Below are 26,618 nucleotides of genomic sequence, written 5' to 3'. Positions count from 1 at the left end.
ACCGCCGCCGCGAACGGAGCGATCTTCGCCTCCGCCAGGGCACGCACCGACTCGCGGAGCATGTCGTGCTCCTCCGAGGGCCGATACAGGTCGAAATCAGTCGAACCCGCCACGCTCATCCACTCCCACAGATGCTAACTACCGTTAAGTAACCCAAATGGTAGGGCGTGACCGGGCCCCCGACCAGCGCCCGACTATGCTCGGGCAGGCATTCCGCCCGACGTTCCCTGGAGTCCCGCATGGCCCTCAAGATCACCGTGATCGGCACCGGCTACCTCGGCGCCACCCACGCCGCGGCCATGGCGGAGCTGGGCTTCGAGGTGCTCGGCCTGGACGTCGTCCCCGAGAAGATCGAGATGCTGTCCGCCGGGCGCGTCCCGATGTACGAGCCGGGCCTGGAGGAGCTGCTCGCGAAGCACGTGGCCGGCATCGAGGGGTCGAGCGGCCGGCTGCGCTTCACCACCTCCTGGGAGGAGGCCGGCGCCTTCGGCGACGTGCACTTCGTCTGTGTGAACACCCCGCAGCGGCACGGCGAGTACGCCTGCGACATGAGCTACGTGGACGCCGCCTTCGCCTCCCTCGCCCGGGTCGTCCGCGACGGGGCCCTGGTCGTCGGCAAGTCGACCGTGCCGGTCGGCTCGGCCGAGCGGCTCGCGTCCCTCCTCCCGGAGGGCGTCGACCTCGCCTGGAACCCCGAATTCCTCCGGGAGGGCTTCGCCGTCCAGGACACCCTGCGCCCGGACCGGATCGTGGTCGGCGTGCACGGCTCCGGCGAGCGGGCCGAGAAGACGCTCCGCGAGGTGTACGCGGTCCCGGTCGGCGAGGGCACGCCGTTCGTGGTGACCGACTTCCCGACGGCCGAACTGGTGAAGACGGCCGCCAACTCCTTCCTCGCCACCAAGATCTCCTTCATCAACGCGATGGCGGAGGTCTGCGAGGCCGCCGGCGGCGACGTCGCCAAGCTCGCGGAGGCCATCGGCCACGACGACCGGATCGGCGCCAAGTTCCTGCGCGCCGGCATCGGCTTCGGCGGCGGCTGCCTCCCGAAGGACATCCGGGCCTTCATGGCCCGCGCGGGCGAGCTGGGCGCCGACCAGGCCCTGACCTTCCTCCGCGAGATCGACTCGATCAACATGCGGCGGCGCGGCCAGATGGTCGAGATGGCCCGCGAGGCCCTCGGCGGGTCCACCTTCCTGGGACGCCGGGTCGCCGTGCTCGGTGCCACCTTCAAGCCGGACTCGGACGACGTCCGCGACTCCCCCGCCCTGAACGTGGCCGGCCAGATACAGCTCCAGGGCGGCCAGGTGACCGTCTACGACCCGAAGGGCATGGAGAACGCCCGCCGCGTCTTCCCGACCCTCGGTTACGCCCCCTCCGCCCTGGAGGCGGTGCGCGGGGCGGACGTGGTGCTGCACCTGACCGAGTGGCGCGAGTTCCGCGAGCTCGACCCGGCGGAGCTGGCCGGGGTCGCCGCGGCGCGGGTGGTCCTCGACGGCCGCAACGCCCTCGACGGGGAGCGGTGGCGGGCGGCCGGCTGGACGTACCGGGCGATGGGCCGCCCGACCGCCTGAGGCCCTGGGGCACGGGAGAGGGGCGCACCGTCCGGCGGTGCGCCCCTCTCCCGTCCGTACGCCTCAGGCCGCGGCCGGCCGGATCCGGTTCGTCCGGGACAGGAACTCCGTCTCCCGGAGCACCCGGGTGGCGTTGGCGTGGGCGAGGCCGACCAGTTCCTGGGCGGTCCAGCCCCGGCGGAGCAGCTCGGCGAAGAGCGGTACGTAGCCGACGGCCGGGGCCGTGGTGCGGGAGACGCCGACGCACTGCGGGCCCGCCTCCGCCCGGACCCGGTCGAGGGCGTCGGCGGCGGCCGCCGGGTCCTCGGTGACGGTGACCATGAGGACGGCGCCGTTCCCGCCGAGGAGGCGCAGCACGTCGTCCGGCAGGGCCTCCGGGGCCGCCCTGGTCAGCAGGGCGGGGGCGCGGGTGACCGCGAGGGCGCTGCGGACCGTGTCGGGGTCGGCGCCGGAGAGGTCCACGGCCAGGCCGATGCGGTTCATCTCCCGTACGGCACCGCGGGCGAAGCGGTCGAAGCAGGTGAGGTTCACGGCCCGTACGCCCAGGGCGTGGTAGGCCCGCAGGGTGGCGGCCGAGCCGCCGAGCGCCGCCCAGTCGACCGGGCCGAGCAGGGCCGCGACGCGGCCGCAGTTGCGGGCGTCGGCCAGTTCGGACGAGGAGTGCGCGAGGCGCAGGTCCTCGGGGCAGCCGGCGACGAGGGCGCGGACGGAGTCGATCCGCCGCAGGGTCCCGAGGACGCCCTCGTCCGCCTCGACGTGCAGGGACCAGAGCTGGGCCCCGGTCTCTCCGGCGCGGACGGGCGGCAGGTCCTCGGGGTCGAGGGACTCCGGGAGGTCGGTGTGGCCCTCGGTGACGGGCTGGGCGGCCAGGAGGGCGCGGGCGCGGGCCGTCTCGTCGGGCGGCGGCGGGTCCGGGGGCGTGGGCACGTCGGCGGCAGCGGGAACGGTGGAGAGGGTGGGATGGTCGTCTAGCAGATCCGCCATGGCGTGACTCCGGACTCGGCGATGCAGTACCGCCCCGCCGAGAGCGGCGGGGCAGTACCGTCCACCGTGCCACCGGCCCCCTCGGGGGGCTCGGTGGGCTGGACCGTCCGGGTGAGGACCGCTACGGGGTGTCGAGCGCGTCGATCGTCGCGTTCGACGGGGCCGTGCGGGCCTTCAGGTCGCGGGAGACCGCCTCCGCGTCCCTCAGGACGCGGACCGCGTTGGACCAGGTCAGCTTGGCCAGGTCCGGGCGGGACCAGCCGCGGTGCAGGAGCTCCGCGATCAGGTTCGGATAGCCGGCGACGTCGTCGAGGCCGGCCGGGGTGAAGGCCGTGCCGTCGTAGTCGCCGCCGATGCCGATGTGGTCGATGCCGGCGGCCTCGCGCATGTGGTCGAGGTGGTCGGCGACCGTGGCGGCGGTGGCGATCGGGCGCGGGTTCGCCTCCTCGAAGGCGCGGTGCAGCCTCATCGCCCCGGCGGTGGTGTCGAGGTGGTCGAAGCCGTGCGCCCGGAGGTTGTCGTCCGCCCGGGCGGTCCACTCGACGGCCGCGGGGAGGATGAACTTGGGCACGAAGGTGGCCATCGCGACGCCGCCGTTCGCGGGCAACCGCTCCAGGACGTCGTCCGGGACGTTCCGCGGGTGGTCGCAGACCGCGCGGGACGAGGAGTGCGAGAAGATCACCGGCGCCGCCGTGGCGTCGAGCGCGTCCCGCATCGTCGTCGCGGCGACGTGCGAGAGGTCGACGAGCATGCCGGAGCGGTTCATCTCGCGGACGACCTGCCGGCCGAAGGCGGAGAGCCCGCCGACGCCGGGCCCGTCGGTCGCCGAGTCCGCCCAGTCGTTGTTGTCGTTGTGCGTGAGCGTCATGTAGCGCACGCCGAGGGCGTGCAGCGCGCGCAGGGTGGCGAGGGAGTTGTTGATCGAGTGGCCGCCCTCGGCACCCTTGAGGGAGGCGATGCGGCCCTGCTTCCGGGCCGCCTCCATGTCGTCCGCCGTGAGGGCGGGGGCGAGGTCGGCGGCGTACCGGTCGAGGAGCTGGTCGACGACGTCGATCTGCTCCAGGGTCGCGCTGACCGCGTCGTCCCCGGTCAGCCGGCAGGGCACGTACACCGACCAGAACTGGGCGCCGACGCCGCCGGCCCGCAGCCGGGCGAGGTCGGTGTGGAGCGCGCCGCTCTGGTCCGCGGCGATGTCCATCCGGTCCAGGTCGTAGCGCACGTGCTCGCGCAGCGCCCACGGGAGGTCGTTGTGGCCGTCGACGACGGGGTGGCCCGCGAGCAGCTCGCGGGCCTCCTCCAGACGGTCGGCCGCGGTCACTTGGCGAAGCCGAAGGACGCCGCGCCCTCGACCTTGGCCCGCAGCCGCTTGCCCTTCTCCGTGGCCTGGTCGTTGAGCTCCTGGAGGAACTCGGTCATCCGGGTGCGGAGCTCGGCGTCGTGCGCGGCGAGGATCCGGGCCGCGAGCAGGCCGGCGTTCCGCGCGCCGGCGACGGAGACCGTGGCGACGGGGATGCCGGCCGGCATCTGCACGATGGAGAGCAGCGAGTCCATGCCGTCGAGGTACTTCAGCGGCACCGGCACGCCGATGACCGGCAGCGGGGTGACGGAGGCGAGCATGCCCGGGAGGTGGGCGGCGCCGCCGGCGCCCGCGATGATCGCCCGGATCCCGCGGCCGGCGGCCTCCTCGCCGTACGCGATCATCTCGCGCGGCATCCGGTGCGCGGAGAGGACGTTCACCTCGTACGGGATCTCGAACTCGTCGAGGGCCTGGGCCGCGGCCTCCATGACGGACCAGTCCGAGTCGGACCCCATCGCGATGCCAATGAGCGGATTACTCAACGATCGTTCCTCGCAGATAGCCGGCGGCGTGACGGGCGCGCTCCAGCACGTCGTCGAGGTCGTCGCCGTAGGTGTTGACGTGGCCCACCTTGCGACCGGGCTTCACGTCCTTGCCGTACATGTGGATCTTGAGCTGCGGGTCCCTGGCCATGCAGTGCAGGTACGCGGAGTACATGTCCGGGTAGTCACCGCCCAGGACATTGCACATCACGGTCCACGGCGCGCGCGGGCGCGGATCGCCGAGGGGCAGGTCGAGGACCGCCCGGACGTGGTTGGCGAACTGCGAGGTGATCGCCCCGTCCTGGGTCCAGTGGCCGGAGTTGTGCGGGCGCATCGCCAGTTCGTTGACGAGGATGCGGCCGTCCCGGGTCTGGAACAGCTCGACGGCGAGGTGGCCGACGACGTCCAGCTCCTTGGCGATCCGGAGGGCCAGCTCCTGGGCCTGCCCCGCGAGCTCCTCGTCGAGGCCGGGCGCGGGCGCGATGACCGTGTCGCAGACGCCGTCGACCTGGCGGGACTCGACGACGGGGTAGGCGACGGCCTGGCCGTGCGGGGAGCGGACGATGTTCGCCGCGAGCTCGCGGACGAAGTCGACCTTCTCCTCGGCGAGGACCGGCACCCCGGCGCGGAAGGGGTCGTGGGCGTCCTCGGGCGTGCGGACGAACCAGACGCCCTTGCCGTCGTAGCCGCCGCGCACGGTCTTCAGGATGATCGGGAAGCCGCCGGCCTCGGCCGCGAAGGCCGCGGCGTCGGCCGGATCGGCGACGATCCGGTGCCGGGGGCCGGGCGCGCCGATCTCGTCGAGCTTCGCGCGCATCACCCCCTTGTCCTGCGCGTGCACGAGGGCCGCGCGACCGGGGCGGACGACGACGCCGTCCGCCTCCAGGGCCGCCAGGTGCTCCGCGGGCACGTGCTCGTGATCGAAGGTGATCACGTCGCAGCCGCGCGCGAAGTCACGCAGCGTGTCCAGGTCGCGATAGTCGCCGAGGACGACCTCGCTCACCACCTGGGCCGCGGAGTCCTGCGGGGTGTCGCTGAGGAGCTTGAACTTGATGCCGAGGGGGATGCCCGCCTCGTGGGTCATACGGGCGAGCTGCCCGCCTCCGACCATGCCTACTACGGGGAACGTCACCCTCTTAGGGTATCCGCACCATCGGGGAACACTCGTCCGGCTGTGCTTTGGCACAACCTCCAGGTGGGTAGGACACCCCCGGAAGCGGGTTGTCCACAGGTTTGCGAGGTACACGGGCGGGTGACAGGAGCGCTGGTTAGCATGGATGGGTTGACGTCGCCCGGACGTCATCCGGACGGACGGACACAGCGATCACCATGAGTGAACCCGGCGTGCTGCGCATGCGACTCGAGGGGCTCGTCCGCGAGGTCGCCAAGTTCGGTGCCGTGGGCGCCGTCGGGGTCCTGGTCGACCTCGGGGTGTTCAACCTCGTCCGCCACTTCTCGGAGCTTCCGGTCGTCCGGGCGAGCATCGTCGCCACCGTGGTGGCGATCGTGTTCAACTACCTCGGCTTCCGGTACTTCACCTACCGGGACCGGGACAAGAGCAGCCGCACCAAGGAGCTGGCGCTCTTCCTCCTCTTCAGCCTGATCGGCCTGGTGATCCAGAACGGTCTGCTGTACGCGGCGACGTACGGCTTCGGCTGGGACAGTCCGCTGCAGAGCAACTTCTTCAAGTTCTTCGGCATCGGCGTCGCCACCCTGTTCCGCTTCTGGTCCTACCGCACGTGGGTGTTCCGCGCGCTGCCGGCGAAGGAGGCCGTGCAGACCGCCGAATCGTTCCTGGAGAAGACCCCCCGGCAGGCCGTCCGCCGCCAGCCCGACCACGTCTGACCCGCCCCTCCCCCGAGGAGCCGCCGCACGGGGCCGCCGGGCCGGAGCTACCGTACGGGGCGCTCCTGCGGCTCCGCCGCGACGCTCCTGACCTCGCGGCTCAGGAAGAGCGCGAAGACCGGCGGCTGCTGCTGGAGCAGCTCCAGCCGGCCGCCGTCCGCCTCCGCCAGGTCCCGGGCCACCGCCAGGCCGATCCCCGTCGAGCTGCGCCCGCTCACCGCCCGCTCGAAGATCCGCGCGCCGAGGTCGGCGGGGACGCCGGGGCCCTCGTCGGTGACCTCGATCACCGACTGGTTGCCGGTGACGCGGGTGCGCAGGGCGACCGTGCCGCCGCCGTGCATGAGCGAGTTCTCGATCAGGGCGGCGAGGACCTGGGCGACCGCGCCCGGGGTGCCGACCGCCCGCATGCCCTGCTTGCCGGAGTGCACGATGGCCCGCCCCGCGCTGCGGTAGGCCGGGCGCCACTCCTCGATCTGCTGCTTGACGACCTCGTCCAGGTCGAAGGCGACGGCGGAGCCGGTGCGGGGGTCCCGGGCGTTGGTGAGGAGCCGCTCGACGACGTCGGTGAGCCGCTCGACCTGGGTCAGCGCGATCGTCGCCTCCTCCTTGACGGTGTCCAGCTCCTCGGCGAGGGCGACCTCCTCCAGGCGCATGGAGAGCGCGGTGAGGGGCGTGCGGAGCTGGTGGGAGGCGTCGGCGGCGAGCCGGCGCTCGGCGGTGAGCATCCGGGCGATGCGCTCGGCGGAGGCGTCGAGGACGTCCGCGACCCGGTCCAGCTCGGGCACCCCGTACCGCTTGTGCCGGGGCCGCGGGTCGCCGGAGCCGAGCCGCTCGGCGGTCTCGGCGAGGTCCGTGAGCGGGGACGCCAGCTTGTTCGCCTGCCGTACGGCGAGGAGGACGGCGGCGACGACCGCGAGCAGGGCCACCCCGCCGATGATCAGCAGGGTGCGGCCGACCTCGGCGGTCACCGCGGAGCGGGACTCCTCGACGACCACGGTCTCGCCGCGCTCGCCGTGGGCGGTGCCCCGGATGACCTCGCCCTCGGGCCGGCTGCCGATCTCGATGGCGTCGCGACCGGGGATGCGGATCTGGGCGTACCGCTTGGCGCCGCCCTGCTCGGCCAGGATGTCCGGGTTGACCGGCTCGCCGCCGATGAGCCGGCCGTCGACGATGGAGACGAGTCGGAGCGCCTCCGAGTCCACGCTCTCCTGGGCGCTGCTGGAGATCGTGCGGGTCTCGACGGCGACCAGGGAGACGCCGAAGACGGCGATGACGACGAGGACGACGGCGAGCGTGGAGTTGATCAGGCGGCGGCGCATGGCTTCACGGTGGCTCGGCTCTCTTCGAACGGGGTGGGTCGGCGGCTCAGCTCTTCTCGAAGCGGAAGCCGACTCCTCGGACCGTGGCGATGTAGCGGGGGTTCGCCGCGTCGTCGCCGAGCTTCTTGCGCAGCCAGGAGATGTGCATGTCGAGGGTCTTGGTGGAGGACCACCAGGTGGTGTCCCAGACCTCGCGCATCAGCTGGTCGCGGGTGACGACCCGGCCGGCGTCCCGGACCAGGACGCGGAGGAGGTCGAACTCCTTCGCGGTGAGCTGGAGCTCCTCGTCGCCCATCCAGGCGCGGTGCGACTCGACGTCGATCCGGACGCCGTGGGTCGCGGGGGCGACGGCGGGCTCGGTGGAGCCGCGCCGGAGCAGGGCCCGGACGCGGGCGAGGAGCTCGGCGAGCCGGAAGGGCTTGGTGACGTAGTCGTCGGCGCCCGCGTCGAGCCCGACGACCGTGTCGACCTCGTCCGCGCGGGCGGTGAGGACCAGGATCGGGACCGTGTGGCCCTCGGCGCGCAGCCGGCGGGCGACCTCCAGGCCGTCCATGCCGGGCAGGCCCAGGTCGAGCACGACCAGGTCGACCCCGCCCTGGAGGCCGGCGTCGAGGGCGGTGGGGCCGTCCTCGCGGACCTCGACCTCGTACCCCTCTCTCCGCAGGGCGCGGGCCAGCGGTTCCGAGATGGATGCGTCGTCCTCGGCGAGCAGTACACGGGTCATGGGGTGATGGTAGTCCGCACGGCACCCGGGCCGGGGCGGGATCCATCGGGCCCGAACGACCCCTGGGGATCTTGTGGGCATCCAGCAGATGACCTTCGAAAGATCGCGTACGGTTCCTTCGTCACCTGTGATCCTTCTCTCAAGTCCTTCCATATCCGGCACTGTCGTGTCGTATGGTGGCGAGACGTCAGTAGCGGTAATCGGGGACCTTTGTGCGGCTTCGCTCGCCAAGGTCCTCTTTCTGCGTAGGGTCGGCCCGGCCGAGCCTGGAGACGGTGAAGACCTGTGGGCCGGGTCCCGGGGCGCGTACACGCGTCTCCCGGGGCGTGGATCCCGGCGGAGTCACTCGACCCCGCCGGTGCCGGCCTCCCCCACCGGGCGCATCACGCTCACAAGGCGTGCGTCCCGACAGAGCAAGGATCGACATGGCGTCCAGCCTGACGACGGCTTCGACCGGAACCTCTGGTTCCGAGAAGACGTTCTTCGGCCACCCCCGTGGTCTGGCCACCCTCTTCATGACCGAGATGTGGGAGCGCTTCTCCTACTACGGCATGCGGGCCCTTCTCGTTCTGTACCTGGTCTCCGGCGGCGCGGACGCGGCGACCGGCAGCCAGGGTGGCGGCCTCGCCATGACGGCGGCCACGTCGACGGCCATCTACTCGGTGTACGTCTCGATGGTCTACCTGATGGCCATGCCCGGTGGTTGGTTCGGCGACCGCGTCTGGGGCGCCCGCAAGACCGTCACCATCGCCGGTTTCGTGATCATGGCCGGTCACGCCTCGCTGGCCATCCCCGGCCAGGCCATGTTCTTCGTCGGCCTGGCGCTGGTCGCCGCCGGCTCCGGTCTGCTCAAGGCCAACATCTCCACGATGGTCGGCCACCTCTACGACGGCCCGGACGACCCGCGCCGCGACGGCGGCTTCACGCTCTTCTACGTCGGCATCAACCTCGGTGCCTTCGTGGCGCCGTTCGTGGTCGGCACCGTCGGCGAGAAGGTCAACTGGCACCTCGGCTTCGCGCTCGCCGCGCTGGGCATGGGCATCGGCCTGGTCCAGTTCCTCTTCGGCACGAAGCACCTCAGCGCGAAGAGCACCGTCGTCCCGAACCCGCTCTCCCCGGCCGAGCGCAAGGGCATCCTGGTCAAGGTCGCGCTCGTCGTCGTGCTCGCCGCCGCCTTCTACGGCGTCGTCGTCGGCCTCGGCATGTACACCCTGAACTGGGCGCTCGTCCCGATCACCCTCGCCGGTCTGATCATCCCGATCGCCGTCCTCGTCCGCATCAAGCGCGACAAGGACCTCGACCGCACCGAGCAGTCGAAGATGACCGGCTACATCTGGTTCTTCGTCGCCGCCGCCGTCTTCTGGATGATCTACGACCAGGGCGGCTCGACCCTGTCGCTGTTCGCGGACGACAAGACCGCCGACACCGTCTTCGGCTTCGGCTTCCCGGCCACCTGGTACCAGTCGCTGAACCCGCTGTTCGTCATGGCGCTGGCCCCGGTCTTCGCCTGGCTGTGGCTGTGGCTGGCCCGCAAGAACCAGGAGCCGAACACCATCGTGAAGTTCACGATGGGCCTGGTCCTGGTCGGCGCGTCCTTCTTCGTCTTCGTCGTCCCGATGAACATGGCGGGCGACGGCACCAAGGTCTCCCCGATGTGGCTGGTCACGATCTACATGATCCAGACCATCGGTGAGCTGTGCCTCTCCCCCGTCGGCCTCTCCGTCACGACGAAGATGGCGCCGCAGAAGTACGCCTCCCAGATGATGGGCGTCTGGTTCCTCGCCGTCACCGCCGGTGACTGCGCCACGGGCCTGCTCTCACTGGCCGGCGTCGACCTGAACGGAACGGGGATCATCGCGCTGGAGGCCGCGCTGGCCGTCCTCGCGGGCTTCGCGATCTACATGTACCGCAAGAAGGTCCAGGGCCTCATGGGCAGCGTCCACTGACGCCACCCGCCCGCACGGAGGGCCCGTCGCACCGCACCGGTGCGACGGGCCCTCCGTCGTTCCTCACCGCCTGAGCCGCGCCCAGGGGGTGAAGGTGAAGACCGCGCCGCCGACCAGGACGATCGTGCCCGCGACGAGGGCGAGGGCGCGCAGGGCACCGTCGTCGTCCGCTCCGGTGTGGGCGAGGTTCCCGCCGTCGGAGCCGCCGGAGCCCGAACCCGAGCCGGTGGCCGTGCCCGTGTCCGTCCCGCCGTCGGAGCCGCCGGAGGCGCCGCCGGCCTGCTTGCTGGTGTCCAGCTCCAGGGAGGCCCGGACGGCGCCCTTGACCTGGCAGGGGATGACGATCGGCGAGCCGCCGAGCGAGACGCTGATGGTGAGCGCGCCGGGACTGAGCGTGGACCTGCCCGTCGCTCCGGGGGTGTACGTGCCCTTCATGTCGGGCAGGTCGACCGGCTTGCCCGCCTCGAGGGGGGCCGCGTTGGCGGGGCCGGTGACCTTCACCGAGCCGCTGTCGGCGCCACCGATCCCGACCGCCATGGACGGCTTGAGGGCACCGGCGGGCAGGGCCGCCGGGCTGTTCATGACGCCCTTGGCGGTCTTGACCGTGAGGTCGTAACCGGTACCGTTCTTCCTGGCGTCGATCGTCACCTCGGAGGCGATCGAGGCGGGGCCGGGAGGCCGGCAGGAGAACTGGACCGCGACCTGCTTGCCGGGGAAGTCGGTCTGCCCGCCGGAACCGCCGCCGGAGCTGCCGGAACCGCCGGAGCCGGTGGTCGAGCCGCCGGTGGAACCCGTACCGCCGGAGCCGGTGGTCGAGCCGCCGGTGGTGGTGCCGCCCGCCGTGGAACCCGTACCGCCGGAGTCGGAGGATCCGCCCGAGGTGGTGGTGCCGCCGGAGGTGGTGGTGCCGCCCGAGGTGGTGGTCGAGCCGCCCGAGGTGGTGGTCGAGCCGCCCGACGCGGTCCCTCCGGACGTGCTGCCGCCCGTCGTCGTTCCCCCTCCCCCGGCCGTGACCTTGATCGTCGCGCCGACCGGCACCGTCTCCTTCGGGGAGCACTTGGTGTCCGTCGACAGGGGCTTGGACACGTTGATCGTGTACTTGCCGGGCGTCAGCGTGATCTCGCCCGCCTTCTCCAGTTTCAGCCTCCCCTTCATGTCGGGCAGGACCATCGGGGAGTTCTTGGGGATCGGCGGGTTCTGCCGGGGTCCCTCCATCGCGACGGTCCCGCTCCCCGCGCCGCCGACGGTGAGGACTCCGGTCGGCTTGACCGTGTCCTTGTCGAGGTCGAGCACGTCGGGGTTCTTCGAGGCGGCCCGGACCGTCTTCCAGACGATCTCGACCTCGTCGCCGACCTCGGCCTCGGCCGGCGCGGTGATCAGCACCTTCGTCGTGCCCTGCACGGGCGGAAGGCCCGAGATCGACGGCGGGATGCACTCCGTCGCGTAGCTCACCTCGGCGGCCTGGGCGGGGCCGGCGGCGTACAGGATCCCCGCGCCGCCGAGCACCAGCGCGACTCCGGCCGCGCTCATCCTCCGTTGCGTACTCACACCTGTCCCTTCGTCGTCGGGCTGCTGCTCCCTGGCGCTGACGGTGCGGAGTCAGGGCTGAACCACGGCAGGGCCGCGGTCGTCTCCCCGTCCCCCGGTGCGGGGGCGGAAGCGGGTGTACGGGCCGGGGCGCGGCGGCGTCCGCGCGGCCCCGTCCGGGTCCGGGGCGCCGAGGCCCGGCCGGCCCCGGAGACGGGCCGCGCGCGGTCGACCACGGCCATGCCGATCCGGAACAGCGCGGCGGGCACCACCACGGCGAGGAGCACCCAGAAGAGGGTCACGCCCCAGGGCCTGCCGACGCCCCAGGGCTGCTCGACGAGGACCTTGCCCGCGTACGTCACGGAGACCTGGTAGTCGCCGTGCGCGCCGGCGGTGAGCTCGGCGGGGAGGCGGACCAGGGCCTTCCTGCCGGGTTCGATCGTGCCGCGCCACTGGTGTTCCTCGTACTGCGGGGCGAAGACGCCGTGGCCGGTGCCGACCTGGAAGACCGGGTCCTTGACGGCGGCGGGGCCGAGGTTGCCGACGGTGAGGACGACCTCGCGGCGCGGGGGCGCCCCGAACCAGGTGAGGAGGCCGTCGGAGCCGTCGAGTCGGACGGCGGCGAGGACGGCGAGGCGGCCGTCGCCGGAGGCCTCGGGGAGCGGGGCCGTGGGGTGTCCGGCGACCGTGAACTCCTTGTCGACGGAGTCCTGTCGGCCGGTGACCCCGGCGACGTGCACCACGCAGGGGCAGGGCCTGGGCGGTTCGGCGACGGGGAGCTTCGCGCTGAACGCGCCCCTGGCGTCGACGGTGGCGGCCCGGCCCTCGGTGTTGGCGCAGGAGTTGGTGCCGCCGATGACGCCCCTGCCGGGGGCGCCCTGGCCGCAGATCAGGAGCATGAGCAGCGCGCCGGGCTTCCAGCCGCTGCCGCTGACGGTGATCTCGCCGCCCTTGCCGCCCTCGGCCTTCGAGAGCTCCACCACCGGTTCCGGGGCCGCCGTCGCGGCGGGGGCGGCGGGCAGCAGGACGAGGGCGAGGGCGGTGAGGAGGGCGGCGGCCGTACGGATCGTCCTCATGGTGTCGCTCCCGCCGGGGCCCGCCGGGTACGGGACCTGCCCCGCCGCCGGGCCGTGTGGGCGGCGGCGCCCGCCGCCGCGAGGAGCAGCCCGGCCGCGCCGGCGAGCGCGGGGCCCGAGGCGAAGGCGGCCTCGGCGCGGGCGGTGGCGGGGGCCGCGCCCGGCGCGGTGGCCGTCAGACGGACGGTGACGGAGTCCAGGGCGGGCGGGTCGGGCCAGGGTTCGGTCCGGGTGGTCCGCTCGCCGGGGCGGAGGGTCAGCGGCAGGGCGCGGTCCGACCGGTCGAGGACGGTGCCGAGGAGACCCTCGGCGCGGACCGCGAGGCGCGGGGCGAGGACGGTGGTGCCGCGGTTGACCAGGGTGTAGCGGAGGGCGCCGGTGGCCCCGTCGAGGTGGACGTCCTCGACGGTGAGCGCGGCGAGGTGCGGTCCGCTGACCCGTATCCGCAGGTCGACGCGGAGCTCCCGGCCGGCGGCCACCGCCCGTAGGGTGCCCCGGTGTTCGCCGGGCGGGGTGTCCGCCGTGACGGTCACGGCGAAGGGCACGTCGGCGCGGGTCCCGGCGGGCACGGTCACGGTCGGCGCGGCGAAGGCCACCGGGGCGCCCCGGCCGGTGAGGCGGACGGTGAGGGGCGCGGTGCCGGGGTTGGCGACCGACAGGGTGTCCTGGAGGACGCTGCCGGCGGGGCCCTCCAGGTAGGCGTACGGCCGTCCGGCGGCGGGCGCCGCCGTCCAGTCCCGGGCGCCGGGCGGTGCCGCCGCGACCGCGCCGAGGAGGGCGGTCACGGCGGCCACGAGCCCGGAGCGGGCGACCGCACGGCGCCCGGGACGGGCCGCCGTGCGCCGGACGGGCCGGTGCGCCGTCCGGCGTTCGGAGCGGTCCGCCGTCCGCATCAGCGTGCCGTGCGCCGCGTGAGCCAGAGCACTCCGGCGGCGCCGGTCAGCAGGACGGTGCCGCCGAGGGTGCCGAGCGCCAGGGCGGAGTCCAGCGGGCCGGTCTTCGGCAGCTCGCCGCCGGAGCCCTCGGAGCCGCCGGAGTCCCCGGAGCCGTCGGAGCCGTCGGCGGGCGGCGGGGCGGCGTTTCCCGGACCGTCGCCGGAGACCCCGGTGACCTGGAGTTCCAGCGACGGCTTCGGGTTGTTCCTCGGTGTGCAGACGGCCGCGTCCATGCCGAGGGCGTGGACGGTGAGGGTGCCCGCCGTGAAGGTGACCCTGCCGTTCTTCTTCGGGGTGAACGTGCCGGTCAGCGTGCCGATCCTGATGGGGGTGTCGGGCGGGACGGCAGCCGTGTTCGGCGTCCCCGTGACCTTCACCGTGCCGCTCGCGTCCCCGCCGAGGACGAGTTCGGCGCGCGGGGTCATGACGCCCTTGGGGAGTTCGACCGGGCTGTCGGAGACCCCTTTGTCGAACGACATGCTGATCGTGTAGCCGTCGCCGCTCCTGACGGCCTTGACGTCGACGGGCGAGACGGCGCTCTTGGGCCCGATCTTCGTCTCGCAGGCGTAGTTCACGTCGACGACGGTCGCCCGGGCGGCCGGTGCTCCGGCCAGCACGGTCGCGCCCGCCACCGCGACGGCCGCCGCGAGCGCGGCGGTCGTCCTCCTCCGGTTCGGCACCTTGGACACCCCGAGCACCCCTCACCGCAACGGAACTGACGGTCTTTCAGATTGGGCGTCAAGGTACGCCCGGGACCGTGCGGAGGGAAGGCAGGGGAACGCGTGGACTTGTGAAGGTCCTATGCCGGTGCGGCCAGTTCGGCCCAGACCGTCTTCCCGGGGGCCCCCGGGGTGCGCTCGATGCCCCAGTCCAGGCAGAGCCGCTGCACGATGAACATGCCGTGCCCGCCCGGCCGCCCGGACCGGTGCGGGGTGCGCGGCGCGGGCTGTCCCGCGCCGCGGTCGGTGACTTCGAGGCGCAGCGTCCGGGACGTCCGCAGGACGCGCAGCTGCTCGGGGCCCTCGGCGTGCAGGCAGGCGTTGGTGACGAGCTCGGAGACGACGAGCAGGACGTCCTCGGCGGCGGCCCTGCGGTCGGCGGTGGCGGCCGGCAGCCAGCCCCATTCGTGGAGCGCCGTCCGCGTGAAGTCGCGCGCGAGCGGCACGGTGCCGCTGGTCTCGCCGAGGGCGAGCGTACGGACGTCGGAAGCTTGGTCCATCAACGCTTCACCTCACCTATCGACGGGACGGAGGGGTAGGAACGGAAGGGCGTCACAGAGCGTCGCCGAGTGGTCGTGCGGGCTGGCGGCCTCAGTCCGGGAGGGCTGTGGCGAGCGTCTCGTGGATGGTGAAGACGCTGTCCGCCCCTGTGATCTCGAACACCCGGGCCACCGCGGGCGGCATCGCCACCAGGTGCACGCCGCCGCCGGCGGCGTCCGCTCTCAGCCGGGCGCCGAGCAGCACGTTGAGCCCGGTCGAGTCGCAGAACTCCAGGCCCGCGCAGTCGACGACGAGCCGGGTGCGGCCCCCGTCGAGGGCGTCGTCCAGGGGCACCCGCAGCAGTTCGGCGGTGTGGTGGTCGAGTTCGCCGACGGGCGTGAGGAGCGCGCCCCCCGCCACGTCACGGACCTCGACCCGCAGTCGCGCGGGCGGCGCGCTGCCGATGTGCTGGCGGTCCATGCCCGTGCCTCTTCTCGCTCTCGCGGATGCCGACTGATGTGACTCGAACCCTACAAGCGGCAGCCCCTTCGATGCACATGAGGTACCTCGCATATCGGAACGAAAGGGATTATTGGCACTTGCAACGATCCGGGTCGACCGGGTAGGGCTAGAAGGGAACGCCCGACCCGGCCGGCTTTGGAGGCGCCGCAAACCGCAGCGAGAAGCACCAGAAGGAGACCCATGTCACCCCGGCTCGACGCCACGCGTACCCCCGACGCGCCGTCGGCAGCACTTTCCCAGCACCCTGCCGTCGATCTGCCCGACCGTCTTTCCGACCGTCTGCCCGACGGACTGCTCGACATGCCTCTCGATCGGATCGGTCCGGTCGACGCCCGCGCCCTGTCGAAGCAGCTCTTCGCCAGGCTCTCCGAGCTGGAGGAGGGCACCCATGAACACGCGTACGTCCGCAACACCCTCGTCGAACTCAACCTCGCCCTCGTCAGGTTCGCCGCCGCGCGGTTCGGCACCCGCAGCGAGCCCATGGAGGACATCGTCCAGGTCGGCACCATCGGCCTCATCAAGGCGATCGACCGCTTCGAACTGACCCGGGGCGTCGAGTTCCCGACCTTCGCGATGCCGACGATCATCGGCGAGATCAAGCGTTTCTTCCGCGACACCTCGTGGTCCGTGCACGTGCCCCGCAGGCTCCAGGAGCTCCGGCTCGAACTCGCCAGGGCCGGTGACGCGCTCGCCCAGCGCCTCGACCGCGCCCCGACCGTCGCCGAACTCGCCGAGGAGCTCCGCATCACGCCGGAGGAGGTCGTCGAGGGCATGGCCGCGAGCAACGCCTACACCGCGGCCTCGCTCGACGCGCAGCCCGACGAGGAGGACGGCGCCGGCGGCGAGGCCGCGCTCGCCGACCGGCTCGGCTACGAGGACCACGGCATCACCGGCATCGAGTACATCGCCTCCCTCAAGCCGATGATCGCCTCGCTGCCCGAGCGCGAGCGGCAGATCCTCTCCCTCCGCTTCGTCTCCGGCCTCACCCAGTCGGAGATCGGCGCGGAACTCGGCATCTCCCAGATGCACGTGTCCCGGCTGCTGTCCCGCACCCTGGGCCGGCTGCGGCGCGGGCTGACCCTGGAGGAGTGATCTCCCCCGGCGCCCCGAGCCTCCGAGACGGCCGCGGAAGGGCCCGTTCGCGGTCTGACGACCCTGGACGGGCCCTCCGCCGTCGCGGAACGGGCCGGGAGGGGAGGGTGGTCGGCCCACGGAAACGGGGATGCCCGCACCGCGGGACCGCCGCTACGGTTCAGGACCCCGGCCCCGCGCAGAGAGAGCGAACCGCCATGACCGCCCGCACCCGCCCGACGACGACCCTGTGGCGCCCCACCGGCCCCGAGGAGCTGGAGCTCGTACGGGAATCGGGCCGACGCGCGTGGCCGCCGCGGCTGCCGGAGCAGCCGATCTTCTATCCGGTCCTCGACGAGGAGTACGCGGTGAGGATCGCCCGCGACTGGAACGTGAAGCACAGCGGCGTCGGCTACGTCACCCGCTTCGAGGTCGACACGGAGTTCCTCCGCAGGTACCCGGTCCGACAGGCGGGCGGGCGGACGATCCTGGAGCTGTGGGTGCCGGCGGAGGAGCTGGACGAGTTCAACGCGCACATCGTGGGTGAGATCGAGGTCGTCCACGAGTTCCGCTGACGGCGGTCAGTCCCCGAAGGCCAGTCGGAGGCCGAAGGCCGTGACGACCGTGCCCGTGCGGTGGCCGAGGGCCGCCGTGCGCGGGACGAGGGCGGTGTCGAGCCCCGGGGTGAGGGTCAGGAGACCCACGACGAGGGCGAAGGACCAGAGGGCGGTGGAGACGGACATGGGCCGAGAGTGGGCGCCCTACCGCGGCCGACTCGGCCCTTGTGCACGGAAGTTGACTTCATGGTCCGAGTGTCGGCCGCCGCGGCCCGCCCCGCCTGAGTACGGCTGCTCAATCCCCCCCGGGTGGATCCCCCGCTCAGACCGTCCGCGCGCCCTTCCGCCAGACCTCCGCGACCAGCGGCACGCCCGGCCGGTAGGCCAGGTGGACGTGGGACGGGGCGTCGAGGACGACGAGGTCCGCGCGGGCGCCGACGCCCAGCCGGCCGACGTCGGTGCGGCGCAGGGCCGCCGCGCCGCCGGCGGTGGCGGACCAGACGGCCTCGTCCGGCGTCATCAGCATGTCCCGGACCGCGAGGGCGATGCAGAACGGCATCGAGGACGTGAAGGACGAACCGGGGTTGCAGTCCGTGGACAGGGCGACCGTCACGCCCACGTCGAGGAGCCTGCGGGCGTCCGGCCACTCGGCGCGGGTGGAGAACTCGGCGCCCGGCAGCAGGGTCGCGACCGTGTTGCCCTGGGCGAGGGCGTCGATGTCGGCGTTCGTCAGATGGGTGCAGTGGTCGGCGCTCGCCGCGTCCAGCTCGACCGCGAGCTGTACGCCGGGGCCGTACGTGAGCTGGTTGGCGTGGACGCGCGCCTGCAGCCCCTTCGCCATGCCGGCCTTGAGGATCGCGCGGGCCTGGTCGCCGTCGAAGGCGCCCTTCTCGCAGAAGACGTCCACCCAGCGGGCGTACGGGGCGCAGGCGTCCAGCATCTCGCCGGTCACCAGCTTCACGTACCCGGCCGGGTCGTCGGCGTAGTCCGGCGACACGATGTGCGCGCCGAGGTAGGTGACCTCGTCGGTGTGCTCGGCGGCGACGCGCAGCGCGCGGGCCTCGTCCTCGACGGTGAGGCCGTAGCCGGACTTGGTCTCGAAGGTGGTGGTGCCCTGGCGCAGCGCCTCCCCCATGTAGCGGGCCACGTTCGCCGAGAGTTCGGCGTCGCTCGCCGCGCGCGTCGCCGCCACGGTCGTGCGGATGCCGCCCGCCTCGTACGGCCGGCCGGACATCCGCGCGTGGAACTCGGCCGTGCGGTCGCCGGCGAAGACGAGGTGCGAGTGGGAGTCGACGAAGCCGGGGATGACGGCGCGGCCGGCCGCGTCGACGGCCGCGTCCGCGGCGGGGGCCGCGCTCGCGGGGCCCGCCCAGGCGACCTTCTCGCCGTCCAGGACGAGCGCGGCGTCCTCGATCAGGCCGAGGGGACCCGTGCCGAGGGCGGGATCGTTCGTGACCAGGCTGCCGATGTTCGTGATGAGCGTCGTCGTCATCTTGCTCTCCGTGAGGGCGGGTCGTTCGGGTGCGGGCCGGCGGCCGGGTTGTGCCCACCCGTTCCGCCCCGCGGAACGATTGCCCACAACCCGACGCTCAGCTTCTGAGTGCGGCGATCGCGGTCGCGAGGGCCTCGCCGACGTCCGGTACGGAGACGTGGGCGCCGTCCCGGACGACCGTCCGGCCGCCCACCACCACGTGGCGCACGTCCGCCGCCGTCGCCGCGAAGACCGCCGTCTCCGCCGCCAGGCGCGGGACCGGGCCGGCGGTGCGGACCGAGTCCAGGGTGATCGTGGCGAAGTCGGCCAGGGCGCCGGCCTCCAGGACGCCCGCGTCGGCCCAGCCGAGGGCGGCGTGGCCGTCCGCCGTCGCCGCGCGCAGCAGCGCGGCGGCCGTCCAGTGGCCCCGGGTGCGGGTGCGCAGGCGCTCGTTCAGCTCCATGGCCCGCGCCTCTTCGAGGAGGTCGACGACGGCGTGGCTGTCGCTGCCGAGGGAGAGCGGCGAGCCGGCGCGCTGGAGGGCGACCGCCGGACCGATGCCGTCGGCGAGGTCCCGTTCGGTGGTCGGGCACATGCAGGTGCCGGTGGACGTCGAGCCGATCAGGGCGATGTCCGTGTCCGTCATGTGGGTGTTGTGGACGCCCGTCGTCCGCGCGCCCAGGACGCCGTGCTCCGCCAGGAGCTGGGTCGGCGTCATCCCGTGGGCCGCGAGGCAGGCGTCGTTCTCCGCCGTCTGCTCGGAGAGGTGGACGTGGAGCGGGGCCCGGCGGTCCTGCGCCCACCGGGCCACGGTCGACAGCTGGTCGGCCGGGACGGCCCGTACCGAGTGGATCGCCGCGCCGATGCGGACGCCGTCGCGCTCCTTCAGCGCACTGACCCGCTCCGCCCACTTCTCGGCGGTGCCGTCGGTGAAGCGGAGCTGGTGGTGCTCGGGGGCTGCGCCGAAGCCGGAGGAGAGGTAGGCGGTGTCGAGGAGGGTGATGCGGATGCCCGCCTCCCCCGCCGCCGCGACGAGCGCCTCGCCCATGGCGTTGGGGTCGGCGTACGGGGTGCCGCCGGGCGCGTGGTGCAGGTAGTGGAACTCGCCGACGGAGGTGATGCCGGCGAGCGCCATCTCCGCGTACACCGCGCGGGCGAGCGCGAAGTAGCCGTCGGGGGTGAGGCGCTGGGCGACGGAGTACATGACCTCGCGCCAGGTCCAGAAGGTGCCGGAGCCGACCTGGACGGTGCCGCGCAGGGCCCGGTGGAAGGCGTGGCTGTGGGCGTTGGCCAGGCCGGGGATCGTGAGGCCGCGCAGGACGACGGCGCCCGGCGGGGGCGTCCCGACCTCCGTGCGGACGGCGGTGATCCGGTCGTCCGTGACCTCCAGGGCCACGCCCGGCTCGACGTTCGTGTCGAGCCAGGCGTGCTCCAGCCAGTACGTCGTCAGCGGCACGCCAGCTCCTCCAGTACGTCGGCGAGTGCGATGACCCCGGCCACGCAGTCGTCCTCGGCCGCGAATTCGGCCGGGGAGTGCGAGACGCCGGTGGGGTTCCGTACGAACAGCATGGCGGTCGGGATCGATTCGGACAGGATGCCCGCGTCGTGTCCCGCGCCCGTGCCGAGGACCGGCACCTTGCCCGAGGTGCCCAGGATCCGGGAGAGCTCGTCGCGCAGGGCGTGCGAGAACTCCACGATCGGGGTGAACGACTCCCGCACGACGGCGAGGTCGATGCCGTGGCGGTCGGCGTACTCCCGGGCCGCCGCCTCGACGCCCGCGACGACCTTGTCGAGGGAGCCCTGGTCGGCGGCGCGGGCGTCGAGCCAGCCGCGGACCGTCGACGGGATGGCGTTGACGCCGTTCGGCTCGACCGCGATCTTGCCGAAGGTGGCGACGGCGCCCGCGAGTTCGGCCTCGCGGCGGGCGGCGAGGACGGTCTCCGCGTAGGTGAGCATGGGGTCGCGACGGTCGACCAGGCGGGTGGTGCCCGCGTGGTTGGCCTCGCCGGCGAAGTCGTACCGCCAGCGGCCGTGCGGCCAGATGGAGGAGGCGATGCCGACGGCGTCCCCGGAGAGGTCCAGGGCGCGGCCCTGCTCGACGTGCAGCTCGACGAAGGCGCCGACGCGACCCAGTCGCTCGGGGTCCGGGCCGATCCCCGAGGGGTCGTACCCGGCGGCCTCCATGGCCTGCGGGAGGGTGGTCCCGTCGGCGTCGCGGAGCTCGTGCGCCTGCTCCTTCGTCAGCCGGCCGGCGGTGAGGCGGGAGCCGACGCAGGCGAGGCCGAAGCGGGCCCCTTCCTCGTCGCCGAAGTTGACGATGGCGAGGGGCCGCTTGAACGAGGCGCCGCGGGAGCGGAGTTCGTCGAGGGCGGCGAAGGCGGACACGACGCCGAGGGGGCCGTCGAAGGCGCCGCCGTCGGGGACGGAGTCCAGGTGGGAGCCGGTGACGACGGCGTCGCCGGCCGTGGGGTCGCCGAGCCAGGCCCACTGGTTGCCGTTGCGGTCGGTCTCGACGTCCAGGCGGCGGGCCTCGGCCTGCATGCGGAACCAGAGGCGGCAGTCGGCGTCGGCCTGGGTCCAGGCGTAGCGGCGGTAGCCACCGGAGGCGGCGCTGCGGCCGATGGGCCGCAGCGACCGCCACATGGCGTGGAAGCTGTCGCTCACGCGGAAGCACCCTCGTCGTCCCGGTCGCCCTCGCGCATCGGGACGCGGACGCCCTTCTCGTCGGCGACGCGCTCCGCGATGTCGTAGCCCGCGTCGACGTGGCGGATGACGCCCATGCCGGGGTCGTTGGTGAGCACGCGGCGGATCTTCTCGCCCGCGAGCTTCGTGCCGTCCGCGACCGAGACCTGGCCCGCGTGGATGGAGCGGCCCATGCCGACGCCGCCGCCGTGGTGGAGGGAGACCCAGGAGGCGCCGGAGGCGACGTTGACCATGGCGTTGAGCAGCGGCCAGTCGGCGATGGCGTCGGAGCCGTCGAGCATGGCCTCGGTCTCGCGGTACGGGGAGGCGACGGAGCCGCAGTCGAGGTGGTCGCGGCCGATCGCGAGGGGCGCGGCGAGGGTGCCGTCGGCGACCATGTCGTTGAACATGGAGCCCGCCTTGTCGCGCTCGCCCTGGCCGAGCCAGCAGATGCGGGCGGGCAGGCCCTGGAAGTGGACGCGCTCGCCGGCCATCTTGATCCAGCGGTGGAGGGACTCGTTCTCCGGGAAGAGGTCGAGGATCGCCTTGTCCGTCTTGTGGATGTCCGAGGCCTCGCCGGAGAGGGCGGCCCAGCGGAAGGGGCCCTTGCCCTCGCAGAACAGCGGGCGGATGTAGGCGGGGACGAAGCCGGGGAAGGCGAAGGCGCGGTCGTAGCCGGCGAGCTGGGCCTCGCCGCGGATCGAGTTGCCGTAGTCGAAGACCTCGGCGCCGGCGTCCATGAAGCCGACCATGGCCTCGACGTGCTTGGCCATCGACTCGCGGGAGCGCCGGGTGAAGCCGGCCGGGTCCTTGGCGGCGGCGTCGGCCATGTCCTCGAAGGCGACGCCGACGGGGAGGTAGGAGAGCGGGTCGTGGGCCGAGGTCTGGTCGGTCACGATGTCGATGGGGGCGCCCTCGGCGAGCATCCGCGGGAGCAGCTCGGCGGCGTTGCCGAGGAGGCCGATGGAGAGCGGGCGGCGGGCGTCGCGGGCCTCGGTGGCGAGCTGGAGGGCGTGGGCCAGGTTGTCGGCCCTGACGTCCAGGTAGCGGTGCTCGATGCGGCGCTCGATGGCGCGCGGGTCGCAGTCGACGCAGATCGCGACGCCGTCGTTCATGGTGACGGCGAGGGGCTGGGCGCCGCCCATGCCGCCGAGGCCGGCGGTGAGGGTGATGGTGCCGGCCAGGGTGCCGCCGAACTTCTTCGCGGCGACGGCCGCGAAGGTCTCGTAGGTGCCCTGGAGGATGCCCTGGGTGCCGATGTAGATCCAGGAGCCGGCGGTCATCTGGCCGTACATGGTGAGGCCGAGCTGCTCCAGGCGGCGGAACTCCTCCCAGTTGGCCCAGTCGCCGACCAGGTTGGAGTTGGCGAGGAGGACGCGGGGGGCCCACTCGTGGGTCTGCATGACGCCGACGGGGCGGCCGGACTGGACGAGCATCGTCTCGTCCTGCTTGAGGGTGCGCAGGGTGCGGACCATGGCGTCGAAGGAGCGCCAGTCGCGGGCGGCCTTGCCGGTGCCGCCGTAGACGACGAGCTTGTCGGGGTGCTCGGCGACCTCGGGGTCGAGGTTGTTCTGGAGCATCCGGAGGGCGGCTTCCTGCTGCCATCCCAGGGCGCTCAGTTCCGTACCGCGGGCTGCTCGCACGGGGCGGGGTCCTGACATGGGGGTGCCTCCTCGGAATGTCGTTCAGATATTCACATCTTGGCTCGCTGAATAGTTGTAGTCAACAGGGCGCCCCGGCCGGACGATGCACGAGGATGGGCCGCATGGCCTCCTCCCGTCGTGATCTCGCCGTCCGAGCCTCCGTCGACCAAGGACTCCTCTCCCCCGCGCAGCCGGTCGTCGCCCTCCTCGACACCGTCGGCATCCTCGCCTCCGCCACCGCTCTGACCAGCGCTTTCGCCGCCGTCACCGACGCGCACGTCCTGCACGCCTTCGCCGTGAAGGCCGCCCCGCTCGTCCCCGTCCTGCGCCTGCTCCACGAGGCGGGGCTCGGCGTCGAGGTCGCGAGCCCCGGCGAGCTGGCCCTCGCCCGCGCGGCCGGCGTCCCGTCCTCCCGCACCGTGCTCGACTCCCCCGCCAAGACCCCGGCCGAGCTCCGCCAGGCCCTCGCCCTCGGGATCGCCGTCAACGCCGACAACCTCCAGGAGCTGGCCAGGCTCGACGCGCTCGTCGCCTCCGCCCCCACCGCCTCGCCGCTCGGCCTCCGGGTGAACCCGCAGGTCGGAGCCGGTTCCATCGGGGCGCTCTCGACCGCGACCGCCACCTCCAAGTTCGGCGTGGCGCTCCGCGACGAGGGCGCCCGCGAGGCCGTCGTCCGGGCCTTCCTGGACCGGCCCTGGCTGACCCGGCTGCACACCCACACCGGCTCCCAGGGCATCCCGCTCGCCCTCATGGCCCAGGGGGTCGGGGAGGCGTACGCGCTCGCCGAGGAGATCAACCGGGCGGCCGGCCGGCAGCAGGTCGACACCCTCGACATCGGCGGCGGGCTGCCGGTGAACTTCGCCTCCGACGAGGAGGAGCCGACGTACGCGGAGTACGCCCTGCTGCTCGCCGACACCGTCCCCGGGCTCCTCGACGGCCGCTACCGGCTCGTCACCGAGTTCGGGCGCTCCCTGCTCGCCAAGCACGGCACGGTCCTCGCCCGGGTGGAGTACACCAAGACCTCCGGCGGCCGCCCGATCGCCGTCACCCACGCGGGCGTGCAGCTGGCCGCCCGCACGGTCTACGCCCCCGGGTCCTGGCCGCTGCGCGTCCTCGCGTACGACTCCGGGGGCCGGCCCCGCACCGGGGACGTCACCGTCCAGGACGTGGCGGGCCCCGCCTGCTTCGCCGGGGACCTGCTCGCCACGGGCCGCGCGCTGCCGCTGCTGCACCCGGGCGACGTCGTGGCGGTCCCGGACACCGGCGCGTACTACTTCGCCCACCACTACGCGTACAACAGCCTGCCCCGGCCCGCGGTCCACGGCTTCACGGTCGACGGCGACGGGGCGGTGGCGTTCACGACCGTGCGCAGGGCCCAGACGCTCGACGAGATCGTCGCCGAGGCGGGCGGGGAACGGGCGGACGCGCTGGTCCGGCAGCCCGTCGGGTAGGACCTGCCCGACGGGACGGGCGCCGCGGAGCCGCGCGGCCGGTCCCGTGGGGTCGCGACCGATCCCGTCGAGCGTACGACCGATCCCGTCGAGTCGCGGGACGACCGGGTCCCTCCGGATCAATTCGAGTCAGACATCGGCATGTTCCGATGGAAAATGCCAGAACGCCTCCACCGGAGCGGAACGTTCAGTAGCGTCACCGTCACTGCCGCACGTTCGCACGCCGCATCGGGAGGGGAATCCGCGTGCCCGGAATCGACGAGTGCCTGCTGGAGGTCATGGCCCTGCCGGGGGCCCGGGGCGCCTCCCTGGTCGACTGGACCAGCGGGCTCGCGCTCGGCACGGCGGGCGACTCACCGGTCGGCGACCACGAGACGACGGCCGCCGAGACCGCAGAACTCGCCCGTTCCGCGGCCGAGTTCGACTCCTTCACGACAGCGGACGGCGGCCCCGGGGCGGGCCCGCCCGTCGAGGACCTGATCGTCACCACCCGCGCCGGCTACCACGTCCTCCGCTTCGTCGAGACCTCCTTCGACAGCAGCGTCTTCCTCCACCTCTGGCTCGACCGCGACTCCGGCAACCTCGCCCTCGCCCGGCTCCGGCTCCGCGACCTCGCCGAGAGACTGGTCCTCGGATGAGCAGGACGGCCGTCTCCCCGATGCTGGTCCGGCTCGCCGCCGAGAAGGCCACCGGCGCCCTGTTGCGCGACCACGGCACGCTCTACCTCGTCGACGGCCGGGTCGTGCACGCCGAGGCGCCCGCCGCCCCCGGTGTCGACGTCCTCCTCACCACCGGCGGCCGACTGCCCCGCGAGGGCTGGGACGAGGCCGTCGACCGGGCCGGGGCGCACCGCGCGGTCGGCCGCTTCCTCGTCGACAGCGGCCGGCTGCACGACGGCGAGCTGGAGATCTGCCACCTCGGCGCCGTCTTCGACGCGGCCTTCTTCGCCCTCTCCCCCACCAGCGGACCGACCCGCTTCCGGTACGGGGTGGGGCACTGGTTCGGGACGGTCCGGCCGGTCTCCGCCGAGGCCGTCGAGCGCGAGACCGTCCGCCGCCGCGAACTCCTCGACGCCGTCTGGCCGTACCCCGCCGTGGACACCGCCCCGGTCGTGCCGCGCCCGCCCTCCCCCGGCCAGACCGTGGGGGCGCGGCAGCGCGCGCTGCTCGCCGCCGCCGACGGGGAGCGGACCCCGGCGGAGCTGGCCCGGCTGCTCGGCCGGCCCGCCTTCCACACGCTGCTCGACGTGCGGCGCCTGGCCGCGTCCGGCCTCGTCGAGACGCCGCTCGACCCCCTGCCCGCACCGCCACCGCAGGCCTTCTCACCGGCCCCGCCGGTGACCGATCCCGACATCGCCCTGCTGCGCCGGCTCCGTGACGCCCTGGAGGCACACCTGTGATGAGGCGTGCCCTGCGCATGCGCGCCGAGAGGAGACAGCTCATGACGGCAGAAGCCGAGGTCCTCGGCGAGCTCAGACGGCTGCGGGCGCGGCTGCCCCAGCTCACCGGAGCCCTGGCGGCCAGCGCCGACGGGCTCGTCCTCGCCCACGACACGGTGGACGGCGAGGCGGAGACCGTGGCCGCGCTGACCGCGGCGGCGCTCGGCGTCGGGCAGCGGCTGACCGACTCCACCGGGCAGGGCCGCTTCCGCGAACTGCTCGTGCGCGGCGAGAACGGCTACGTGGCGACGTACGCGGCGGGCGGCTCGGCCGTCCTGACGCTGCTCGCCGAGCCCCGGATCAACGTGGGGCGGCTCCATCTGGAGGCCCGCAGGTCCAGCGCCCGGATAGGGGAGCTCGTCGACGGAGCGCTGGAACGCAAAGACCTGAACTGACATCCGCACAGTCCCGAACAGCACCGAGAAGGAAGAAGTACGACACCATGGCGAACACCGAGACCTCCCTCAAGGAAGCCGTCACGATCGAAGGCGCGATCGGCGCGGCCCTCGTCGACTACACCAGCGGCATGGCGCTCGGCACGATCGGCGGCGGCAAGGAGCTGGACCTGAACATGGCCGCGGCGGGCAACACCGACGTCGTCCGGGCCAAGGTCCGGACGATGGAGATGCTGGGGCTCCAGGAGGACATCGAGGACATCCTGATCACCCTCGGCACCCAGTACCACCTGATCCGGCTGCTCAAGGGGCGGGGCACCAACGGCCTCTTCCTCTACCTGGCGCTCGACAAGAACCGCGCGAACCTGGCGATGGCCCGCCACCAGCTGAAGAAGATCGAGGCCGAGCTGGAGGTCTGACCCG

At 73.2% G+C, this 26,618-nt stretch carries 27 protein-coding genes and 1 pseudogene; 10 read left to right on the top strand and 18 right to left on the bottom strand.

Annotated elements, in window-relative coordinates; all coding sequences use genetic code 11:
* Positions 1-119 (bottom strand): annotated as a pseudogene (locus tag ACZ66Z_RS17485) (acyl-CoA dehydrogenase); the annotation flags it as partial.
* Between the two features lie 120 nt (positions 120-239).
* Between ACZ66Z_RS17485 and ACZ66Z_RS17480 the strand changes: the two are divergent.
* A complete protein-coding gene (locus ACZ66Z_RS17480) occupies positions 240-1,571 on the top strand; it encodes a UDP-glucose dehydrogenase family protein (RefSeq protein WP_469934834.1) in 1,332 nt (443 codons plus the stop codon).
* Between the two features lie 63 nt (positions 1,572-1,634).
* Here ACZ66Z_RS17480 and ACZ66Z_RS17475 read toward each other — a convergent pair whose 3' ends face one another.
* The 4 genes from ACZ66Z_RS17475 to ACZ66Z_RS17460 all read right to left on the bottom strand — a co-directional run bounded on the left by ACZ66Z_RS17475 (position 1,635) and on the right by ACZ66Z_RS17460 (position 5,526).
* Complete coding sequence (locus ACZ66Z_RS17475; protein WP_469934833.1) at positions 1,635-2,555, bottom strand: membrane dipeptidase; 921 nt, start codon at positions 2,553-2,555, stop codon at positions 1,635-1,637.
* Between the two features lie 121 nt (positions 2,556-2,676).
* The gene (locus ACZ66Z_RS17470; RefSeq protein ID WP_469934832.1) at positions 2,677-3,873 is read right to left on the bottom strand and encodes a dipeptidase; all 1,197 of its coding nucleotides are present in this window, start codon (positions 3,871-3,873) and stop codon (positions 2,677-2,679) included.
* A complete protein-coding gene (purE, locus tag ACZ66Z_RS17465; RefSeq protein ID WP_469934853.1) occupies positions 3,870-4,367 on the bottom strand; it encodes a 5-(carboxyamino)imidazole ribonucleotide mutase in 498 nt (165 codons plus the stop codon). Before purE ends, ACZ66Z_RS17470 begins: the two co-directional genes overlap by 4 nt.
* Positions 4,368-4,386: 19 nt before the next feature.
* On the bottom strand, positions 4,387-5,526 hold the full coding sequence (locus ACZ66Z_RS17460; protein ID WP_469934831.1) for a 5-(carboxyamino)imidazole ribonucleotide synthase: 1,140 nt from the start codon (positions 5,524-5,526) through the stop codon (positions 4,387-4,389).
* A gap of 197 nt (positions 5,527-5,723) precedes the next feature.
* Here ACZ66Z_RS17460 and ACZ66Z_RS17455 point away from each other — a divergent pair, with 197 nt between their 5' ends.
* Entirely contained in the window at positions 5,724-6,239 is a 516-nt protein-coding gene (locus tag ACZ66Z_RS17455) for a GtrA family protein (protein WP_469934830.1), read from the top strand.
* Positions 6,240-6,286: 47 nt separating this feature from the next.
* On the opposite strand, the gene ACZ66Z_RS17450 is transcribed toward ACZ66Z_RS17455, so the two are convergent.
* Together ACZ66Z_RS17450 and ACZ66Z_RS17445 are read right to left on the bottom strand one after the other, a co-directional pair.
* Positions 6,287-7,558, bottom strand: a complete 1,272-nt coding sequence (locus tag ACZ66Z_RS17450) for an ATP-binding protein (RefSeq protein WP_469934829.1) — start codon at positions 7,556-7,558, stop codon at positions 6,287-6,289.
* 46 nt (positions 7,559-7,604) lie between these two features.
* On the bottom strand, positions 7,605-8,282 hold the full coding sequence (locus ACZ66Z_RS17445; RefSeq protein WP_030690380.1) for a response regulator transcription factor: 678 nt from the start codon (positions 8,280-8,282) through the stop codon (positions 7,605-7,607).
* Between the two features lie 425 nt (positions 8,283-8,707).
* Between ACZ66Z_RS17445 and ACZ66Z_RS17440 the strand changes: the two genes are divergently transcribed.
* On the top strand, positions 8,708-10,228 hold the full coding sequence (locus ACZ66Z_RS17440; RefSeq protein ID WP_469934828.1) for a peptide MFS transporter: 1,521 nt from the start codon (positions 8,708-8,710) through the stop codon (positions 10,226-10,228).
* 63 nt (positions 10,229-10,291) lie between these two features.
* Here the strand turns inward: ACZ66Z_RS17440 and ACZ66Z_RS17435 are convergent, their stop codons facing one another.
* From ACZ66Z_RS17435 to ACZ66Z_RS17410, 6 genes are all read right to left on the bottom strand, one after another.
* Positions 10,292-11,758, bottom strand: a complete 1,467-nt coding sequence (locus ACZ66Z_RS17435) for a hypothetical protein (RefSeq protein WP_469934827.1) — start codon at positions 11,756-11,758, stop codon at positions 10,292-10,294.
* A 14-nt stretch (positions 11,759-11,772) separates the two neighbouring features.
* Entirely contained in the window at positions 11,773-12,831 is a 1,059-nt protein-coding gene (locus ACZ66Z_RS17430; protein ID WP_469934826.1) for a hypothetical protein, read from the bottom strand.
* Positions 12,828-13,724: a COG1470 family protein gene (locus tag ACZ66Z_RS17425; RefSeq protein ID WP_469934825.1), complete on the bottom strand. Its 897-nt coding sequence runs from the start codon at positions 13,722-13,724 to the stop codon at positions 12,828-12,830. Before ACZ66Z_RS17425 ends, ACZ66Z_RS17430 begins: the two co-directional genes overlap by 4 nt.
* Entirely contained in the window at positions 13,724-14,446 is a 723-nt protein-coding gene (locus ACZ66Z_RS17420) for a peptidase (protein WP_469934852.1), read from the bottom strand. The genes ACZ66Z_RS17425 and ACZ66Z_RS17420 overlap by 1 nt, the downstream gene beginning before the upstream one ends.
* A 119-nt stretch (positions 14,447-14,565) precedes the next feature.
* Entirely contained in the window at positions 14,566-14,985 is a 420-nt protein-coding gene (locus ACZ66Z_RS17415; protein WP_469934824.1) for an ATP-binding protein, read from the bottom strand.
* A gap of 91 nt (positions 14,986-15,076) precedes the next feature.
* Positions 15,077-15,445 (bottom strand): STAS domain-containing protein, encoded by a 369-nt coding sequence (locus ACZ66Z_RS17410; RefSeq protein WP_469934823.1) that lies wholly within the window; start codon positions 15,443-15,445, stop codon positions 15,077-15,079.
* Positions 15,446-15,667: 222 nt separating this feature from the next.
* Between ACZ66Z_RS17410 and ACZ66Z_RS17405 the strand changes: the two genes are divergently transcribed.
* Both ACZ66Z_RS17405 and ACZ66Z_RS17400 read left to right on the top strand, forming a co-directional pair.
* Positions 15,668-16,579, top strand: coding sequence for an RNA polymerase sigma factor SigF (locus tag ACZ66Z_RS17405; protein ID WP_469934822.1), 912 nt, complete (start codon positions 15,668-15,670; stop codon positions 16,577-16,579).
* Positions 16,580-16,776: 197 nt separating this feature from the next.
* Positions 16,777-17,133 (top strand): hypothetical protein, encoded by a 357-nt coding sequence (locus ACZ66Z_RS17400; protein WP_469934821.1) that lies wholly within the window; start codon positions 16,777-16,779, stop codon positions 17,131-17,133.
* Between the two features lie 6 nt (positions 17,134-17,139).
* Here the strand turns inward: ACZ66Z_RS17400 and ACZ66Z_RS17395 are convergent, their stop codons facing one another.
* The 5 genes from ACZ66Z_RS17395 to hutU all read right to left on the bottom strand — a co-directional run bounded on the left by ACZ66Z_RS17395 (position 17,140) and on the right by hutU (position 22,929).
* A complete protein-coding gene (locus tag ACZ66Z_RS17395) occupies positions 17,140-17,301 on the bottom strand; it encodes a hypothetical protein (RefSeq protein WP_469934820.1) in 162 nt (53 codons plus the stop codon).
* A 136-nt stretch (positions 17,302-17,437) separates the two neighbouring features.
* On the bottom strand, positions 17,438-18,607 hold the full coding sequence (gene hutI, locus ACZ66Z_RS17390; RefSeq protein WP_469934819.1) for an imidazolonepropionase: 1,170 nt from the start codon (positions 18,605-18,607) through the stop codon (positions 17,438-17,440).
* A gap of 97 nt (positions 18,608-18,704) precedes the next feature.
* Complete coding sequence (locus tag ACZ66Z_RS17385) at positions 18,705-20,042, bottom strand: formimidoylglutamate deiminase (protein ID WP_469934818.1); 1,338 nt, start codon at positions 20,040-20,042, stop codon at positions 18,705-18,707.
* The gene (locus ACZ66Z_RS17380) at positions 20,033-21,229 is read right to left on the bottom strand and encodes an allantoate amidohydrolase (protein WP_469934851.1); all 1,197 of its coding nucleotides are present in this window, start codon (positions 21,227-21,229) and stop codon (positions 20,033-20,035) included. The genes ACZ66Z_RS17385 and ACZ66Z_RS17380 overlap by 10 nt, the downstream gene beginning before the upstream one ends.
* A 17-nt stretch (positions 21,230-21,246) precedes the next feature.
* A complete protein-coding gene (gene hutU, locus ACZ66Z_RS17375) occupies positions 21,247-22,929 on the bottom strand; it encodes a urocanate hydratase (RefSeq protein ID WP_469934817.1) in 1,683 nt (560 codons plus the stop codon).
* 95 nt (positions 22,930-23,024) lie between these two features.
* Between hutU and ACZ66Z_RS17370 the strand changes: the two genes are divergently transcribed.
* From ACZ66Z_RS17370 to ACZ66Z_RS17350, 5 genes are all read left to right on the top strand, one after another.
* On the top strand, positions 23,025-24,362 hold the full coding sequence (locus ACZ66Z_RS17370) for a type III PLP-dependent enzyme domain-containing protein (protein WP_469934816.1): 1,338 nt from the start codon (positions 23,025-23,027) through the stop codon (positions 24,360-24,362).
* A gap of 245 nt (positions 24,363-24,607) precedes the next feature.
* A complete protein-coding gene (locus ACZ66Z_RS17365) occupies positions 24,608-25,000 on the top strand; it encodes a roadblock/LC7 domain-containing protein (RefSeq protein WP_469934815.1) in 393 nt (130 codons plus the stop codon).
* Positions 24,997-25,761 (top strand): transcriptional regulator, encoded by a 765-nt coding sequence (locus ACZ66Z_RS17360; RefSeq protein WP_469934814.1) that lies wholly within the window; start codon positions 24,997-24,999, stop codon positions 25,759-25,761. Before ACZ66Z_RS17365 ends, ACZ66Z_RS17360 begins: the two co-directional genes overlap by 4 nt.
* 41 nt (positions 25,762-25,802) lie before the next feature.
* Positions 25,803-26,195, top strand: coding sequence for a roadblock/LC7 domain-containing protein (locus ACZ66Z_RS17355; RefSeq protein ID WP_469934813.1), 393 nt, complete (start codon positions 25,803-25,805; stop codon positions 26,193-26,195).
* Positions 26,196-26,242: 47 nt separating this feature from the next.
* On the top strand, positions 26,243-26,614 hold the full coding sequence (locus tag ACZ66Z_RS17350) for a hypothetical protein (RefSeq protein ID WP_469934812.1): 372 nt from the start codon (positions 26,243-26,245) through the stop codon (positions 26,612-26,614).
* The last annotated feature ends 4 nt before the right edge of the window (positions 26,615-26,618 follow it).

This window comes from Streptomyces sp. NPDC107498, assembly GCF_055582805.1.
This window is presented reverse-complemented; position numbering and strand designations above follow the sequence as displayed.